Here is a 16,280-nt window from a genome sequence, read left to right as displayed (position 1 = left end):
AGCGTTTTCGAGCACGGGCACACCCGGTTAAATGTTAAACAATGGTTGCATTTAAACCGAATCAGCGTGCCGTGAGTAATACCGTTTCTATCAGGCAAAAACCCATGACCGCGACTGCGCAGCAGCTTGAGTATTTAAAAGACAGCATCAAAAGTATCCAGGATTATCCGAAGCCGGGCATCCTGTTCCGTGATGTCACCAGTTTGCTGGAAGACCCGAAAGCGTACGCCCTCAGCATTGAACTGCTGGTGGAGCGTTTCAAAGACGCCGGTATCACCAAAGTAGTGGGTACCGAAGCGCGCGGCTTTTTATTTGGCGCACCGGTTGCGCTGGAACTCGGCGTGGGCTTCGTCCCGGTACGCAAGCCGCGTAAACTGCCGCGTGAAACCATCGCGGAAAGCTATGAACTGGAATACGGCACCGACCAGCTGGAAATCCATGTCGATGCTATTAAGCCTGGTGACAAAGTGCTGGTCGTTGACGATCTGCTGGCCACCGGCGGCACCATCGAAGCTACCGTTAAATTGATCCGTCGTCTGGGCGGTGAAGTCACCGACGCTGCGTTTATCATCAATCTGTTCGATATTGGCGGCGAGCAGCGCCTCGAAAAACAGGGAATTACCTGTTTCAGTCTGGTTCCATTCCCAGGCCATTGATCCCCCCTCATATACGCAAGCCTGCGGGCTTGCATGATGAAGTGTATTCACTGAGGTGCTGTGTTAGCATGGCCCCTCGTGAATCCACCATCCAGCGTTTCAGAGCCTGCCCATGAGTTATCAGGTCTTAGCCCGTAAGTGGCGACCACAAACTTTTGCTGACGTCGTCGGTCAGGAGCATGTGCTGACCGCACTGGCGAACGGCTTATCCTTAGGACGCATTCATCACGCGTATCTTTTTTCCGGCACCCGTGGCGTCGGTAAAACCTCTATCGCCCGTTTGCTGGCGAAGGGCCTCAACTGCGAAACCGGCATCACCGCCACGCCCTGCGGCGTCTGCGATAACTGCCGTGAAATCGAGCAGGGACGCTTTGTCGATCTGATCGAAATCGACGCCGCTTCCCGCACCAAAGTTGAAGATACCCGCGATTTGCTGGACAACGTCCAGTACGCGCCAGCCCGTGGCCGCTTCAAAGTCTATCTGATCGATGAAGTACACATGCTGTCGCGCCACAGCTTCAATGCGCTGTTAAAAACGCTCGAAGAGCCGCCCGCGCACGTTAAATTCCTGCTGGCGACCACCGATCCGCAAAAATTGCCGGTGACGATCCTCTCGCGCTGCCTGCAATTTCACCTCAAGGCGCTGGATGTTGAACAAATCCGCCAGCAGCTTGAGCATATTCTTGATGAAGAAAAAATCAGCCACGAGCCGCGCGGTCTGCAACTGCTGGCGCGCGCCGCCGACGGCAGCCTGCGCGATGCGTTAAGTCTCACCGACCAGGCGATTGCCAGCGGCGACGGGCAGCTTACCGCTCAGGCAGTCAGCCAGATGCTCGGCACCCTGGATGACGATCAGGCGCTGTCGCTGATTGAAGCGGTGGTAGAGGCCAACGGTGAGCGCGTGATGGCGCTGATCAACGAGGCGGCCGCGCGTGGCGTGGAGTGGGAAGCCCTGCTGGTCGAAATGCAAACCCTGCTGCACCGTATTGCCATGGTGCAACTCTCGCCTTCGGCGCTCGGCAGCGATATGGCGGCCATTGAGCAGCGGATGCGTGAACTCGCGCGCACCGTGCCGCCTGCCGACGTGCAGCTTTACTACCAGACCATGCTGATAGGGCGCAAAGAATTGCCTTATGCGCCGGATCGCCGGATGGGACTGGAAATGACGCTTCTGCGTGCGCTGGCGTTCCATCCGCGTATGCCGTTGCCGGAGCCGGAAGTGCAGCCGCAGTCGTTCGCGCCCGTTGCGCCCACGGCAGTCCTTGCGCCAACCCAGGTGGTCCAACAGCCACCTGTTGCACCCGCACAGCCGGTGAACAGTGCGCCGTTGCCCGACACCACCAGTCAGGTGCTGGCCGCGCGCAATCAGCTCCAGCGTGCCGCGGGAGCGACCAAAGCAAAAAAGAATGAACCGGCAGCGGGCGCTCGCGCGCGGCCGGTGAATAACGCTGCGCTTGAACGCCTGGCATCGATGACCGAGCGCACGCAGGCCCGCGCATCGTCACCGGCGGCAGAACAAACGCCTGCGAAAAAAGAAGCCTATCGCTGGAAAACGACGCTTACCACCGTTGAGGTGAAAGAAGAGGTCGCCACGCCGAAGGCGCTCAAAAAAGCGCTGGAGCATGAAAGAACGCCGGAGCTGGCCAAAAAGCTGGCGGACGAAGCCATTTTGCGCGATCCGTGGGCAGCCGAGGTCAGTCAGCTACACTTACCAAAACTGGTTGAACAAGTGGCGCTGAACGCCTGGAAAGAGCAGGACGGCAACCGTATCTGTCTGCACCTGCGCACGACTCAGCGGCACCTTAATTCACCGGGTGCAGCAAAAGCGCTGACCGAGGCGCTGAGTAACTTAACGGGCGTAGCAGTTGAACTGACGATTGTTGAAGATGATAATCCGGCAGTGCGCACGCCGCTTGAGTGGCGGCAGACGATTTACGAAGAAAAGCTCGCGAGCGCGCGAGAATCGATAGTTGCGGATACCAACATCCAGACGCTGCGGCGTTTTTTCGATGCGGATCTGGATGAAGAGAGTATTCGCCCCATTTGACAGGAAGTACAACTGCCTGTCGCAACCCTGAACGTGGCTTATCCAATGGCTAAGCCACCACAAGCAAAGAGAGATGCCTATGTTTGGTAAAGGCGGTCTGGGTAACCTGATGAAACAGGCCCAGCAGATGCAGGAAAAAATGCAGCAGGCGCAGGAAGAAATCGCGAAGCTGGAAGTGACGGGTGAATCGGGTGCCGGTCTGGTGAAAGTGACCATCAACGGTGCGCATAACTGCCGCCGTGTGGAAATCGATCCGAGCCTGCTCGAAGACGACAAAGACATGCTGGAAGATCTGGTCGCTGCGGCCTTCAACGATGCGGCACGTCGCATTGAAGAAACGCAGAAAGAAAAAATGGCAGGCGTCTCCTCCGGGATGCAACTGCCGCCAGGCTTCAAAATGCCGTTCTGATGGCATAAAAAAGGCGATCTGCGGATCGCCTTTTTGTTTTACTCCTCGACAAACCCCGCATAGCTTTCCACCAGAAAATCAATCAGCGCCCGCACCGCCGGTAGTTGTCCGCGCCGTGAAGGGTAGACCGCATGAATAATTTCCCGCCGCGTTCGCCACTGCGGGAGTAAATGCACCAGGCTGCCGTCTGCGAACTGCTCTTTAAGCATCATCATTGGCAACTGCACAATGCCCACGCCCGCCATGGCCGCGCTACGCAGGGCAATCATATCGGTGGTAATAAAACGCGGTTTATGGTGCAGAATCGCCTCCTGATCCTGCGGGCCAAACAAGATCCAGCGATAGGTCTGCTGGACGCGGGAGAGCGCAAGGCTCGGCCAGGGCGCAAGATCGGCGGGGGAAGAGGGCAGGCCAAAGCGCGCCACCAGCGCCGGACTGGCAACCAGGCACATGCCGCGATCCGCCAGTTTTCGCATCACCAGTTCGCTGTCGTCCAGCGGTCCTGGCCGCACGCGGATCGCCAGATCGACACTCTCATTCACCACGTCCACCTGGCGATTCGTCTCCTCCAGTTGCACCGTCACCTGCGGATAACGCGCCATAAACTGCGCCAGCATCGCGCCCACGTGCACATGCAGCAGCGCAATCGGGCAGGTCAGGCGCACCACGCCGCGCGGTTCAGCGCGCAAACTGTCGATCGCTTCCTGCGCGGCTTCGGCTTCAATCATCATTGCTTTGCAGTGGCGATAAAAAATCTGCCCGGCCTCGGTGACAGTAAAACTGCGGGTGGAGCGCTGAATAAGCCGGGTTTCCAGCCGCTCTTCCAGCAACTGAATGCGGCGGCTGAGGCGCGATTTCGGAATGCCCACCGCCCGGCTGGCAGGCGAAAACCCGCCGTGATCCACCACCTGCACGAAGTACCAGAAATCGTTCAAATCCTGCATTTGATTGTCCTGAATATAGAACGCTGAGTCCAGATTAGCACTCTACCGGGCCGGTTGTCTTATGAGTAAGCTTAAAGCATCAAAAATCGACATGACCTGGAGTCAATCATGAAAGCAATTCTTGGCGTTTACTCTGCTCCGGCACCGCACTGGGTGGGTGAGGGTTTTCCGGTGCGTACCCTGTTTTCGTACCAGGATTTTGCCAGCCAGCTCAGCCCGTTTTTACTGCTCGACTACGCGGGCCCCGCTGAATTCAAACCAAGCATCAAAGGTCAGCGCGGCGTGGACGTGCATCCGCATCGGGGTTTTGAAACCGTGACCATCGTGTACAAAGGGGAAGTGGCGCACCGCGACTCCATCGGCAGCGGCGGGCTGATTGGACCAGGCGACGTGCAGTGGATGACCGCCGGTAGCGGGATTTTGCATGAGGAGTTTCACTCTCCGGCCTTCAGCGAAAGCGGTGGCACGCTGGAAATGGTGCAACTGTGGGTTAACCTCCCGGCGGCATACAAAAACACTGCGCCTGCTTATCAGCCCATTGCCGATGCGGATATCCCCCGCGTGACGCTGCCGGATAACGCCGGTGAGCTGCGGGTCATCGCCGGAGAATATGGCGACCAGAAAAGCCCGGCGCACACCTTCTCGCCGATGCATATCTGGGATCTGCGCCTGCAACCGCATGGCGTCACGCAACTGACGCTGCCGGATGGCTGGAACACCGCGCTGGTGGTGCTCAAAGGCACGCTGGAAATTAACGGTCAGGAGGTGGTACGCGATTCGCAACTGGTGGTGCTGGACGCGAAAGGCGAAACCGTCACGCTTGAAGCCAACAACGATGCGGTGGTGCTGGTACTGAGCGGCGAGCCGTTAAACGAACCGGTTGTCGGCGAAGGGCCCTTTGTCATGAACACCCGCGAGGAGATCGACCAGGCGCTTCACGATCACCGGATGGGACGTTTTGGACAATCTGTAACCTGATCGAAACGGCTATCTGCGGATAGCCGTTTTTCTGCCTGCGCGTTGTTGATCCGCAGGGCGGATGTTAGGCTATGAGTTAAGATCCCTGATGGAATGAAGCCTGAGAATGCACTGCCAGCCGCTATCGATGAACTCTTTTTATAAAGGACGGGTGTAATGCAAACCAGTCCGTTACTTACCGCATTAATGGAATCGCTGCGCTGTCTGCCGGGCGTCGGTCCGAAATCGGCGCAGCGCATGGCGTTTACGCTGTTGCAGCGCGATCGCAGCGGCGGTATGCGCCTGGCGCAGGCGCTGACCCGCGCGATGTCTGAGATCGGCCACTGTGCCGATTGCCGTACCTTTACCGAACAGGAAGTGTGCAACATCTGTGCGAACCCGCGCCGTCGGGAAAATGGCCAAATCTGCGTGGTGGAAAGCCCGGCAGACATCTACGCCATCGAGCAAACCGGGCAGTTTTCCGGCCGCTATTTTGTGCTGATGGGGCATCTCTCGCCGCTTGATGGCATCGGACCGGATGATATCGGCCTCGACCGGCTGGAGCAGCGGCTGGAGTCGGAGCAGATGAAAGAAGTGATCCTCGCCACCAACCCGACGGTGGAAGGGGAGGCGACCGCCAACTATATCGCTGAACTTTGCGCGCAATATGGCGTGGAAGCCAGCCGCATCGCCCACGGCGTGCCGGTCGGCGGCGAGCTGGAGATGGTCGATGGCACAACGCTTTCGCACTCGCTGGCCGGGCGTCACAAAATCCGCTTTTAGCAAAAAACGGGGGCAATTTTTATTGCCCCCGCTTGAAATCATTCCGCCATAACCCCATCTCCCCCTCAACACCAAATGGCATTGTTGAGGTAATTTTCCGATGAAAGGACAAGAAACACGCGGCTTCCAGTCAGAAGTAAAACAGCTTTTACATCTGATGATCCACTCGCTCTATTCCAACAAAGAAATCTTCCTGCGTGAGCTTATCTCTAACGCCTCGGATGCGGCAGACAAACTGCGCTTCCGTGCGCTGTCCAATCCCGATCTCTATGAAGGCGACGGTGAACTGCGCGTGCGCGTGTCGTTCGATAAAGATAAGCGTACGTTGACCATTGCCGACAACGGCATTGGCATGAATCGCGACGAGGTCATCGACCACCTGGGCACGATTGCCAAATCCGGCACCAAATCTTTCCTGCAATCCATGGGCTCTGACCAGGCGAAAGACAGCCAGCTAATCGGTCAGTTCGGCGTGGGCTTCTACTCGGCGTTTATCGTTGCCGATAAAGTCACCGTACGCACCCGTGCGGCGGGCGACAGCGCTGAAAACGGCGTGTTCTGGGAATCCGCTGGCGAAGGCGACTACACCGTAGCCGACATCACCAAAGAAGATCGCGGGACCGAAATCACCCTGCACCTGCGTGAAGGTGAAGACGATTTCCTCAACGACTGGCGCGTGCGTTCGATCATCAGTAAATACTCCGATCACATCGCGCTGCCGGTTGAGATTGAGAAAAGCGAAGAGCAGGACGGCGAAACCGTCGTTTCCTGGGAGAAAATCAACAAAGCCCAGGCGCTGTGGACGCGTAACAAGTCGGAAATCAAAGACGACGAATATCAGGAATTCTACAAGCACATCGCCCACGACTTTACCGATCCGCTGACCTGGAGCCACAACCGCGTGGAAGGGAAGCAGGAGTACACCAGCCTGCTCTATATTCCGTCGCAGGCCCCGTGGGATATGTGGAACCGCGATCACAAGCACGGCCTGAAACTGTACGTGCAGCGCGTGTTCATCATGGACGAAGCCGAACAGTTCATGCCGAACTACCTGCGCTTTGTGCGCGGCCTGATTGACTCCAACGATCTGCCGCTCAACGTATCGCGTGAAATCCTGCAGGACAGCTCTGTCACCCGCAACCTGCGCAGCGCGCTGACCAAACGCGTTCTGCAAATGCTGGAAAAACTGGCGAAGGATGACAACGAGAAATACCTCGGCTTCTGGAAACAATTTGGTCTGGTGCTGAAAGAAGGCCCGGCGGAAGATAACGCTAACCAGGAAGCTATCGCTAAACTGCTGCGTTTTGCCTCCACGCATACCGACTCTTCCGAGCAGACCGTGGCGCTGGCCGATTACGTTGCGCGCATGAAAGAAGGCCAGGAGAAGATTTACTACATCACCGCCGACAGCTACGCGGCCGCGAAGAGCAGCCCGCATCTGGAACTGCTGCGTAAGAAGGGCATCGAAGTGCTGCTGCTCTCTGACCGCATCGACGAGTGGATGATGAGCTACCTGACCGAATTCGACGGCAAGCCATTCCAGTCCGTCGCCAAAGCCGACGAGTCGCTGGACAAGCTGAACGACGAAGTGGACGAAAGCGTCAAAGAAGCGGAAAAAGCGCTTGAGCCGTTTGTTGAGCGTGTGAAAACCCTGCTCGGCGATCGCGTGAAAGAGGTCCGTCTGACGCACCGTCTGACCGATACGCCAGCGATTGTCACCACCGACAACGACGAAATGAGCACCCAGATGGCGAAACTCTTTGCCGCTGCGGGCCAGGCCGTGCCGGAAGTGAAATACATCTTTGAACTGAACCCGGATCACCAGCTGGTGAAACGTACCGCCGACACCCAGGACGAAGCGCAGTTTAAAGAATGGGTGGAACTGCTGATGGATCAGGCGCTGCTCGCCGAGCGCGGCACGCTGGAAGATCCGAACCAGTTTATCCGCCGTATGAATCAGTTGCTGGTGTCTTAAGTCACTCACCCCTCACCCTAACCCTCTCCCCACGGGAGAGGGGACAGCCCGAGCGCGTACAGGGGTGAGGGTGTGGTTTTCTCCCTCTCCCTGAGGGAGAGGGCCGGGGTGAGGGTGCTTCCCCAAAGCAACGCCCAAATAACCGATTCAGCTGTGCAAATTCCCGCCAAACCCCTTCCGCCGCGCCGCGTTGCCTTGTGGTTATACTGCCTTTAGTGGTATGGTTTTCGCTTCAAATCACGTTACAAAAAATTCAAACGTAGAGGAACTACGCAATGCGTATCATTCTGCTCGGCGCTCCTGGCGCAGGTAAAGGCACTCAGGCTCAGTTCATCATGGAGAAATACGGTATTCCGCAGATCTCTACGGGTGACATGCTGCGCGCCGCAGTGAAATCAGGCAGCGAGCTGGGCAAACAAGCCAAAGACATCATGGATGCGGGCAAACTGGTAACCGATGAACTGGTTATCGCGCTGGTAAAAGAACGTATTTCTCAGGAAGACTGCCGCAACGGTTTTCTGCTGGACGGCTTCCCGCGCACCATTCCACAAGCTGACGCGATGAAAGAAGCGGGCATCAAGGTCGATTACGTGCTGGAGTTCGATGTACCGGACGAACTGATCGTTGACCGCATCGTTGGTCGTCGCGTTCATGCGGCATCTGGCCGTGTGTACCACGTTAAATTCAATCCGCCGAAGGTGGAAGGCAAAGACGACGTGACCGGCGAAGAGCTGTCCACCCGTAAAGACGATCAGGAAGAAACCGTGCGTAAACGTCTGGTGGAATACCATCAGCTAACTGCGCCGCTGATCGGCTACTACCAGAAAGAAGCTGAAGCCGGTAACACCCAGTACGCGAAAGTTGACGGCACCCAGGCCGTGAGCGATGTTCGCGCTGAACTGGCGAAAATCCTCGGTTAAGCCTCTCTCCCCGGTGCCTGCGCCGGGGTATTTCCCCCTCTGTTTTTCCTCTCGCTACAATCGGTTCCGTTTATACTCAATTCAGCTACAATTATCAGCCATTTAAAAGGATAAGAGGCGCGAATGAGTCAGGCGAAAACCGGCATCCTGCTGGCGAATCTGGGTACCCCCGATGCTCCCACTCCCGGAGCGGTGAAACGCTACTTACGGCAGTTTTTAAGCGACCGCAGGGTGGTGGATACCCCGCGTCTGCTGTGGTGGCCGCTACTGCGTGGCGTGATCCTGCCGATTCGTTCGCCGCGCGTGGCCAAACTCTACCAGTCAGTATGGATGGAAGAGGGCTCGCCGCTGATGGTCTACAGCCGTCGTCAGCAGCGCGCGCTTGCCGCACGTCTGGCCGATGTGCCCGTCGCACTGGGGATGAGCTACGGCTCGCCTTCCCTGGAAAGCGCCGTCGATGAACTGTTAGCGCAGGGCGTGGAACACATCGTGGTGCTGCCGCTCTACCCGCAATATTCCTGCTCCACCGTGGCGGCCGTCTGGGACGAACTGGCGCGCATCCTCGGCAAAAAACGACGCATCTCCGGCGTATCCTTCATCCGCGATTACGCCGATGACAGCGCCTACATCAACGCGCTGGTCAACAGCATCCGCGCATCGTTTGCCGAACACGGCGAGCCGGATCTGCTGCTGCTCTCCTATCACGGCATTCCGCAACGCTACGCCGATGAAGGGGACGACTACCCGCAGCGCTGCCGCGACACCACCCGCGAAATCGTTTCTGCCCTCGGCCTGCCGCCGGAAAAAGTGATGATGACCTTCCAGTCGCGCTTTGGCCGTGAACCGTGGCTGACGCCCTATACCGACGAAACTTTAAAAATGCTCGGTGAAAAAGGCGTGAAGCATATTCAGGTGGCCTGTCCGGGTTTTGCTGCCGACTGCCTTGAAACGCTGGAGGAAATTGCGGTGCAGAACCGGGAATTTTTCCTCGAAGCGGGCGGAGAGAAATACGAATACATTCCGGCGCTTAATGATAATGCCGATCACATTGAGATGATGGTGAGTCTCACCGAACCCTATCGCTGATCGCGCCGCGGGCCGGGAATGTGCTACCATTTCCGGCCCAATTCCCGAACAAGCATATGTATGAAATTTCCCGGCAAACGCAAATCCAAACACTATTTCCCCGTCAACGCCCGCGATCCATTACTGCAACAAATACAACCTGAAAGCGACGCCAGTACGTCGTGGGTGGTCGGGATCGATCAGACGCTGGTGGATATCGAAGCGAAAGTAGACGATGCGTTTGTCGCGCGTTATGGCCTGAGCGCCGGGCATTCACTGGTCATCAGCGATGAGGTTGCCGAGGCCCTCTATCAGGAACTGATGCGCGAAAATCTGATCACCCATCAGTTTGCCGGTGGCACCATCGGCAACACCATGCACAACTATTCCGTGCTGGCGGATGACCGCTCGGTGCTGCTGGGCGTGATGTGCAGCAACATTGAAATCGGTGGCTACGCTTATCGCTACCTGTGCAACACCTCCAGCCGTACCGATTTAAACTACCTTCAGGGCGTGAACGGTCCGATTGGCCGCTGCTTTACGCTGGTGAGCGATTCCGGCGAGCGTACCTTCGCCATCAGCCCCGGCGCGATGAACCAGTTGCGCCCGGAAAGCATCCCTGAATCGGTGATTGCTGGCGCTTCCGCGCTGGTGCTGACGTCCTATCTGGTGCGCTGCAAGCCTGGCGAGCCGATGCCGGAAGCGACCATGAAGGCGGTGGAATACGCCAAAAAATATAACGTGCCGGTAGTGCTGACGCTGGGCACCAAATACGTGATTGCCGATAACCCGCAGTGGTGGCGTGATTTCCTGAAAGAGAACGTGTCGATTCTGGCGATGAACGAAGAAGAAGCCGAAGCGCTGACCGGCGAAAGCGATCCGCTGCTCGCCTGCGACAAAGCGCTGGACTGGGTTGACCTGGTGCTGTGCACCGCAGGCCCGGTGGGGTTATATATGGCGGGCTTTACCGAGGAGCAGGCGAAGCGCAAAACCCAGCATCCGCTGCTGCCGGGGGCCATTGCCGAGTTTAACCAGTATGAATTCAGCCGCGCCATGCGCCATCAGGATTGCCAGAACCCGCTGCGGATTTTCTCCCACATCGCGCCGTACATGGGCGGGCCGGAGAAAATCATGAACACCAACGGCGCAGGCGACGGCGCGCTGGCAGCATTGCTGCACGATATCACCGCCAACAACTTCCACCGCACCAACGTGCCGAACTCCAGCAAACACAATTTCACCTGGCTGACCTATTCGTCGTTGGCGCAGGTGTGTAAATACGCTAACCGCGTGAGCTATCAGGTGCTGAATCAGCATTCACCGCGCTTAACGCGCGGCCTGCCGGAGCGGGAAGACAGTCTGGAAGAGGCGTACTGGGAGCGGTGATTTAGCGGGGACCCCTCACCCCGACCCTCTCCCCAGGGGAGAGGGGGAAGGGCGGGATCGTGCTCGGGCTATCCCCTCTCCCTCAGGGAGAGGGCCAGGGTGAGGGTGACCCCCAAACCTACCCCGTCACCGCCTCTGCAACCGGCGGCTTATTCAACAGCGTCAACATCGTATTCGCAATTTCGCGCTCGCCCATCACCACCTGATTCGCGCCGCGCTCGGTAATGTAATCCACCTCATCGTCATAATGCGCGCGGGCGATAATCTCAATATTCGGGCATTTTTCCCGCGCGGTCGCCACGATCTCGCCCGCCTCATAGCCGTTCGGAATGGTCAGCAGCAGCCAGCGGGCACAGTCCAGATGCGCCAGATTCATAATCTCTTCATTGGCGGCATTACCCAGCACCGCGCGGATGCCGCGCTCGCGCAGTTCATCCACGCGGGTGCGTGACGTTTCAATCACCACCAGCGGAATGCCCTGTGCCATCAGCTTTTCACCAAGCAGGCTACCGACGCGGCCAAAGCCCACCAGCAGCGCATGATTGCAAATATCCACCGGGATCTGCTTCTCATCTTCGATAGCTTCTTCCAGCGTCTGCTCTTCCAGCGTCTCGGTTTTATCGAGGTATTTTTCCAGCACGGTGAACAGAATCGGGTTGAGCATAATGGACAGAATCGCCCCCGCCAGCACCAGGTTCTGCCCGGTTTGCGGCAGCAGATCCAGCGCCATGCCGAGTCCCGCCAGAATGAAGGCGAATTCACCGATTTGCGCGAGGCTGGCGGCAATAGTCAGGGCGGTGCGCGGTGAGTGGCCAAACATGCGCACCAGGAAAAAGGCCGCCACGGATTTACCAAAGATAATGATCGCCAGCGTGCCGAGAACCGCCAGCGGCTCCTCAATCAAAATCAGCGGATCGAACAGCATCCCCACCGAGACAAAAAACAGAACCGCAAAGGCATCGCGCAGCGGCAGAGTGTCATGGGCGGCACGATGGCTGAGTTCCGATTCGTTCAGCACCATGCCCGCAAAGAATGCGCCGAGGGCAAAAGAGACGTCGAACAGCTCGACTGCGCCAAACGCAATGCCGAGCGCCAGGGCGAGTACCGAAAGGGTAAACAGCTCACGCGAGCCGGTTGCCGCGCTGCGGGCGAGGATCCACGGCACCAGACGGCGACCGACCAGCATCATAATGGCGATAAACGCCACCACCTTGCCGATGGTTATGCTCATATCCAGCGCCAGCGTGGCAAGCCCGACATTGCCCTTTTCCACCATCCCCGCCACTGCGGGCAGCAGAACCAGCGTCAGCACCATCACCAAATCTTCAACGATCAGCCAGCCGATAGCGATTTGCCCGCGCTGACTGTCAATAAGCTGCCGTTCCTCCAGCGCGCGCAGCAGCACCACGGTACTGGCGGTGGAAAGACAGAGGCCAAACACGATGCCGGTCATCAGCGACCAGTCCATCATGGCGGAGAGCGCCATACCCAGCAACGTCGCCACCGCAATCTGGGCTATCGCGCCGGGAATGGCGATTGACTTTACCGCCATCAAATCCTTCAGGGAGAAATGCAGACCGACGCCAAACATCAGCAAAATAACGCCAAGCTCGGCCAGTTCAGGTGCCAGTTTCGTATCGGCAACAAAACCTGGGGTAAACGGCCCGGCCAGCACACCGGCTAATAAATAGCCCACCAGAGGGGAAATACGCAGTTTAGTGGCAAGCATGCCGAGGATAAAAGCGAGCACAAGGCCGCCGACAATGGTGGTGATAAGCGGTGTGGCGTGATGCATCCCGTCTCCTTTCATGAAGGTGTGTCCATTTTGGCTATAAAAACCAAAAGCCCGAATTACAGTCTATGACAATTTTTGCCATTATGATCATGAATAATTGTTGAATTATGAACAAAACAACAATCAGATGCGAAAACTTCACTATGAGGGGAGATTACCGATGCGATGTGGCGGCAGGCACAGACGGGCGGGTAAAGCGGGCGACCAGACAGGCTGTTTGGTCGCCCTTATTTTACGCTTTATGCCGGTTATCAGGCAGGAATATGGTCAACATCCCCAAAAGAGGCAGGAAAGCACAGATTTTATAGACTAAAAAGATGCTTGTATGATCTGCAACCAGCCCCAGCACTGCCGCGCCAAGGCCGCCCATGCCGAAAGCAAAGCCGAAAAACAGCCCGGAAACCATACCGATACGTCCCGGCATCAGCTCCTGGGCATAGACCAGAATGGCAGAAAAGGCCGACGCGAGGATAAAACCAATGATGACGGTTAAAATCCCCGTCCAGTACAGCGATGCATAGGGTAAAACAAGCGTAAAGGGCGCGACACCGAGGATAGAGCCCCAAATCACATATTTACGTCCGATTTTATCGCCCAAAGGCCCGCCAATCACCGTGCCTGCGGCTACCGCCAGCAGGAAGGCGAACAGATGGAATTGGGCGCTTTGTACCGATAAGCCGAATTTTTCCATCAGATAAAAGGTGTAATAGCTGCTGATGCTCGCCATATAGAAGTATTTCGAGAAAATCAGCATCAGTAATATGGAAACCGCGAGGATCACTTTATTGCGCGGCAGTGGATTGACCACTTTGACGGCCGGTTTGCCTTTATTAACCCGGTGTTGCGCGGCATACCAGCGGCTGACCTGGGCCAGCACCACAATCGCCAGCAGCGCGGCTAATACAAACCAAGCCACGTTTCCCTTGCCGTAAGGGGCGATGACCAGCGCCGCCAGCAACGGTCCGAGCGAGCTACCAAAGTTACCGCCCACCTGGAACAGCGACTGCGCCAGACCATGACGACCACCGGACGCCATCCGCGCCACGCGGGACGACTCCGGGTGAAACACCGAAGAACCGGTTCCCACCAGCGCCGCCGCCAGCAGCACCATGCCGAAACTGCTCGCCAGCGCCAGCAGCACCAGCCCACTTAGCGTAAAGCACATGCCAATCGGCAGCGACCACGGCATCGGGTGTTTATCAGTGTAAGCACCGACAATCGGCTGCAACAGCGACGATGCGAGCTGGAAGGTCAGGGTAATCAGGCCGATCTGCACAAATGACAGGGAAAACTCATCCTGGAGCAGCGGGTAAATCGCGAGGATCAGCGACTGCAACATATCGTTCAGCAGGTGAGAAACGCTGATCGCGCCTAAAATACCAAACGCGGTGCGCGCCTTAGGCGCAGACGAACCAGACAGCGTCTGGGTGGGTTCACTTATTGCCATAAAATTAAATCTTTCTTTTATTGTGGGGGAGGGCGGGATTTCAGTGCGTTACTTATTATTACCTGCCTAACATACCTGCACTAAAGATTTGAGGAAAGTCGCAATTCTGAAAACATAGTTGTCTATTATGCGGGAGCACGTTACTTTTTTTGTTTATTAATGAGTCAGGGAGAGAAGCATGAAATTTTTAAAGCAGGGCGTCGCGCTGGCCGTCCTCGCGGCCTGGGGGCTGGTAAGCGCACCGGCCCAGGCATACGAACAGGATAAAACCTACAAAATCACCATCCTTCATACCAACGATCATCACGGTCATTTCTGGCGCAACGACTACCGGGAATACGGTTTATCGGCGCAAAAAACGCTGGTGGACGGCATTCGTAAAGAGGTGGCGGCCGAAGGCGGCAGCGTGCTTCTGCTCTCCGGCGGCGATATTAATACCGGCGTCCCGGAGTCCGATCTCCAGGATGCCGAGCCCGATTTTCGCGGCATGAACCTGATTGGCTACGACGCGATGGCCGTCGGCAACCATGAATTCGATAACCCGCTGAGCGTGCTGCGCCAGCAGGAAAAATGGGCCAAATTCCCGTTCCTTTCCGCCAATATTTACCAGAAAAGCACCGGCGAGCGCTTATTCAAGCCCTGGGCAATTTTCAAACGCCAGGATCTGAAAATCGCCGTTATCGGCTTAACCACGGACGACACCGCCAAAATTGGCAATCCTGAGTTTTTTACCGACATTGAGTTCCGCAAACCAGCAGAAGAAGCGAAGCTAGTTATTCAGGAGCTGAATGCCAACGAGAAGCCGGACGTACTGATCGCCACCACCCATATGGGGCATTACGACAACGGCGAGCACGGTTCTAACGCGCCGGGCGACGTGGAAATGGCCCGCAGCCTGCCAGCCGGTTCACTGGCAATGATTGTGGGCGGTCACTCACAGGATCCGGTGTGCATGGCATCGGAAAACAAAAAACAGGCGGATTACGTGCCGGGTACGCCCTGTGCGCCGGATCAGCAGAACGGCATCTGGATTGTGCAGGCCCACGAGTGGGGCAAATATGTCGGTCGCGCGGATTTCGAATTCCGCAACGGCGAGATGAAACTGGTTCACTACCAGTTAATCCCGGTCAACCTGAAGAAAAAAGTGACCTACGATAACGGTGAAAGTGAGCGCGTACTTTACACCCCGGAAATCCCGGAAAACGCCCAGATGCTCTCCCTGCTGACGCCGTTCCAGAACAAAGGCAAAGCGCAGCTTGAGGTGAAAATCGGCAACGTCAACGCGCATCTTGAAGGCGACCGCAGCAAAGTACGTTTTGTGCAGACCAATCTGGGGCACCTGATTTTAGCCGCACAGATGGCGCGCACCACGGCTGATTTTGCTGTGATGAGCGGCGGCGGTATCCGCGACTCTATCGAGGCGGGCGATATCACCTACAAAGATGTGCTGAAGGTACAGCCGTTTGGCAACCTGGTGGTTTACGCCGACATGACCGGCAAAGAGGTGATTGACTACCTGACCGCCGTGGCGCAGATGAAGCCTGATTCCGGCGCGTATCCGCAGTTTGCTAACGTCAGCTTTAACGCGGCGAACGGTAAACTCAGCGACCTGAAAATCAAAGGCGAGCCGATTGATGAAGCCAAAACTTACCGCATGGCGACATTGAGTTTTAACGCGACCGGTGGCGATGGTTATCCGCGTCTGGATGACAAACCGGGGTATGTGAACACCGGGTTTATCGACGCTGAAGTACTGAAGGAGTTTATTCAGAAAAACTCACCGCTGGATGCCGCCGCATATGAGCCGGAAGGCGAGGTGGTGTGGCAGTAAAGTGGGGATTTTACCCTCACCCTAACCCTCTCCCTCAGGGAGAGGGGACAGATCGAGCACGGACC

General features: G+C 56.9%; 13 protein-coding genes and 1 other annotated feature. Of the genes, 10 read left to right on the top strand and 3 right to left on the bottom strand.

Annotated elements, in window-relative coordinates:
- Window positions 1-104: 104 nt before the first annotated feature.
- From apt to BM373_RS08010, 3 genes are all read left to right on the top strand, one after another.
- Window positions 105-656 carry an adenine phosphoribosyltransferase gene (gene apt, locus BM373_RS08020; protein WP_090460892.1) on the top strand — a complete coding sequence of 184 codons (552 nt, stop codon included), beginning with the start codon at window positions 105-107 and terminating at the stop codon, window positions 654-656.
- A 112-nt stretch (window positions 657-768) separates the two neighbouring features.
- Window positions 769-2,703 carry a DNA polymerase III subunit gamma/tau gene (dnaX, locus tag BM373_RS08015; protein WP_090460891.1) on the top strand — a complete coding sequence of 645 codons (1,935 nt, stop codon included), beginning with the start codon at window positions 769-771 and terminating at the stop codon, window positions 2,701-2,703.
- Window positions 2,037-2,100 (top strand) — a sequence feature (DnaX frameshifting element). (Overlaps the previous gene by 64 nt.)
- Before the next feature lie 79 nt (window positions 2,704-2,782).
- Window positions 2,783-3,112: a YbaB/EbfC family nucleoid-associated protein gene (locus BM373_RS08010; RefSeq protein ID WP_090460890.1), complete on the top strand. Its 330-nt coding sequence runs from the start codon at window positions 2,783-2,785 to the stop codon at window positions 3,110-3,112.
- 38 nt (window positions 3,113-3,150) lie between these two features.
- On the opposite strand, the gene BM373_RS08005 is transcribed toward BM373_RS08010, so the two are convergent.
- Window positions 3,151-4,056 (bottom strand): LysR family transcriptional regulator, encoded by a 906-nt coding sequence (locus BM373_RS08005; RefSeq protein ID WP_090460889.1) that lies wholly within the window; start codon window positions 4,054-4,056, stop codon window positions 3,151-3,153.
- 108 nt (window positions 4,057-4,164) lie between these two features.
- Here BM373_RS08005 and BM373_RS08000 point away from each other — a divergent pair, with 108 nt between their 5' ends.
- The 6 genes from BM373_RS08000 (at window position 4,165) to BM373_RS07975 (ending at window position 11,142) form a co-directional block, all read left to right on the top strand.
- On the top strand, window positions 4,165-5,034 hold the full coding sequence (locus BM373_RS08000) for a pirin family protein (RefSeq protein ID WP_090460888.1): 870 nt from the start codon (window positions 4,165-4,167) through the stop codon (window positions 5,032-5,034).
- A gap of 156 nt (window positions 5,035-5,190) precedes the next feature.
- Window positions 5,191-5,796 carry a recombination mediator RecR gene (recR, locus tag BM373_RS07995; RefSeq protein WP_090460887.1) on the top strand — a complete coding sequence of 202 codons (606 nt, stop codon included), beginning with the start codon at window positions 5,191-5,193 and terminating at the stop codon, window positions 5,794-5,796.
- A gap of 100 nt (window positions 5,797-5,896) precedes the next feature.
- A complete protein-coding gene (htpG, locus tag BM373_RS07990; protein ID WP_090460886.1) occupies window positions 5,897-7,771 on the top strand; it encodes a molecular chaperone HtpG in 1,875 nt (624 codons plus the stop codon).
- 275 nt (window positions 7,772-8,046) lie between these two features.
- Window positions 8,047-8,691, top strand: coding sequence for an adenylate kinase (adk, locus tag BM373_RS07985; RefSeq protein ID WP_090460885.1), 645 nt, complete (start codon window positions 8,047-8,049; stop codon window positions 8,689-8,691).
- A 123-nt stretch (window positions 8,692-8,814) separates the two neighbouring features.
- Complete coding sequence (gene hemH, locus BM373_RS07980; protein ID WP_090460884.1) at window positions 8,815-9,777, top strand: ferrochelatase; 963 nt, start codon at window positions 8,815-8,817, stop codon at window positions 9,775-9,777.
- A gap of 60 nt (window positions 9,778-9,837) precedes the next feature.
- Window positions 9,838-11,142, top strand: a complete 1,305-nt coding sequence (locus BM373_RS07975; protein WP_090460883.1) for an inosine/guanosine kinase — start codon at window positions 9,838-9,840, stop codon at window positions 11,140-11,142.
- 118 nt (window positions 11,143-11,260) lie between these two features.
- On the opposite strand, the gene ybaL is transcribed toward BM373_RS07975, so the two are convergent.
- Both ybaL and BM373_RS07965 read right to left on the bottom strand, forming a co-directional pair.
- Window positions 11,261-12,937, bottom strand: coding sequence for a YbaL family putative K(+) efflux transporter (gene ybaL, locus BM373_RS07970; protein ID WP_090460882.1), 1,677 nt, complete (start codon window positions 12,935-12,937; stop codon window positions 11,261-11,263).
- A 232-nt stretch (window positions 12,938-13,169) separates the two neighbouring features.
- On the bottom strand, window positions 13,170-14,384 hold the full coding sequence (locus tag BM373_RS07965; protein ID WP_090460881.1) for an MFS transporter: 1,215 nt from the start codon (window positions 14,382-14,384) through the stop codon (window positions 13,170-13,172).
- Window positions 14,385-14,562: 178 nt separating this feature from the next.
- Between BM373_RS07965 and ushA the strand changes: the two genes are divergently transcribed.
- The gene (gene ushA / locus BM373_RS07960; RefSeq protein WP_090460880.1) at window positions 14,563-16,215 is read left to right on the top strand and encodes a bifunctional UDP-sugar hydrolase/5'-nucleotidase UshA; all 1,653 of its coding nucleotides are present in this window, start codon (window positions 14,563-14,565) and stop codon (window positions 16,213-16,215) included.
- The last annotated feature ends 65 nt before the right edge of the window (window positions 16,216-16,280 follow it).

Source organism: Enterobacter sp. kpr-6 (genome assembly GCF_900116015.1).
Taxonomy (GTDB): domain Bacteria; phylum Pseudomonadota; class Gammaproteobacteria; order Enterobacterales; family Enterobacteriaceae; genus Enterobacter_D.
The sequence above is the reverse complement of the archived record's forward strand: the minus strand, read 5'-3'. Positions and strand labels throughout refer to the sequence as shown.

Bases quoted from the DNA above. Each gene is read 5' to 3' on its own strand.
- apt (WP_090460892.1), top strand. From the start codon at position 105: ATGACCGCGACTGCGCAGCAGCTTGAGTATTTAAAAGACAGCATCAAA.
- dnaX (WP_090460891.1), top strand. From the start codon at position 769: ATGAGTTATCAGGTCTTAGCCCGTAAGTGGCGACCACAAACTTTTGCT.
- BM373_RS08010 (WP_090460890.1), top strand. From the start codon at position 2,783: ATGTTTGGTAAAGGCGGTCTGGGTAACCTGATGAAACAGGCCCAGCAG.
- BM373_RS08005 (WP_090460889.1), bottom strand. From the start codon at position 4,056: ATGCAGGATTTGAACGATTTCTGGTACTTCGTGCAGGTGGTGGATCAC.
- BM373_RS08000 (WP_090460888.1), top strand. From the start codon at position 4,165: ATGAAAGCAATTCTTGGCGTTTACTCTGCTCCGGCACCGCACTGGGTG.
- recR (WP_090460887.1), top strand. From the start codon at position 5,191: ATGCAAACCAGTCCGTTACTTACCGCATTAATGGAATCGCTGCGCTGT.
- htpG (WP_090460886.1), top strand. From the start codon at position 5,897: ATGAAAGGACAAGAAACACGCGGCTTCCAGTCAGAAGTAAAACAGCTT.
- adk (WP_090460885.1), top strand. From the start codon at position 8,047: ATGCGTATCATTCTGCTCGGCGCTCCTGGCGCAGGTAAAGGCACTCAG.
- hemH (WP_090460884.1), top strand. From the start codon at position 8,815: ATGAGTCAGGCGAAAACCGGCATCCTGCTGGCGAATCTGGGTACCCCC.
- BM373_RS07975 (WP_090460883.1), top strand. From the start codon at position 9,838: ATGAAATTTCCCGGCAAACGCAAATCCAAACACTATTTCCCCGTCAAC.
- ybaL (WP_090460882.1), bottom strand. From the start codon at position 12,937: ATGCATCACGCCACACCGCTTATCACCACCATTGTCGGCGGCCTTGTG.
- BM373_RS07965 (WP_090460881.1), bottom strand. From the start codon at position 14,384: ATGGCAATAAGTGAACCCACCCAGACGCTGTCTGGTTCGTCTGCGCCT.
- ushA (WP_090460880.1), top strand. From the start codon at position 14,563: ATGAAATTTTTAAAGCAGGGCGTCGCGCTGGCCGTCCTCGCGGCCTGG.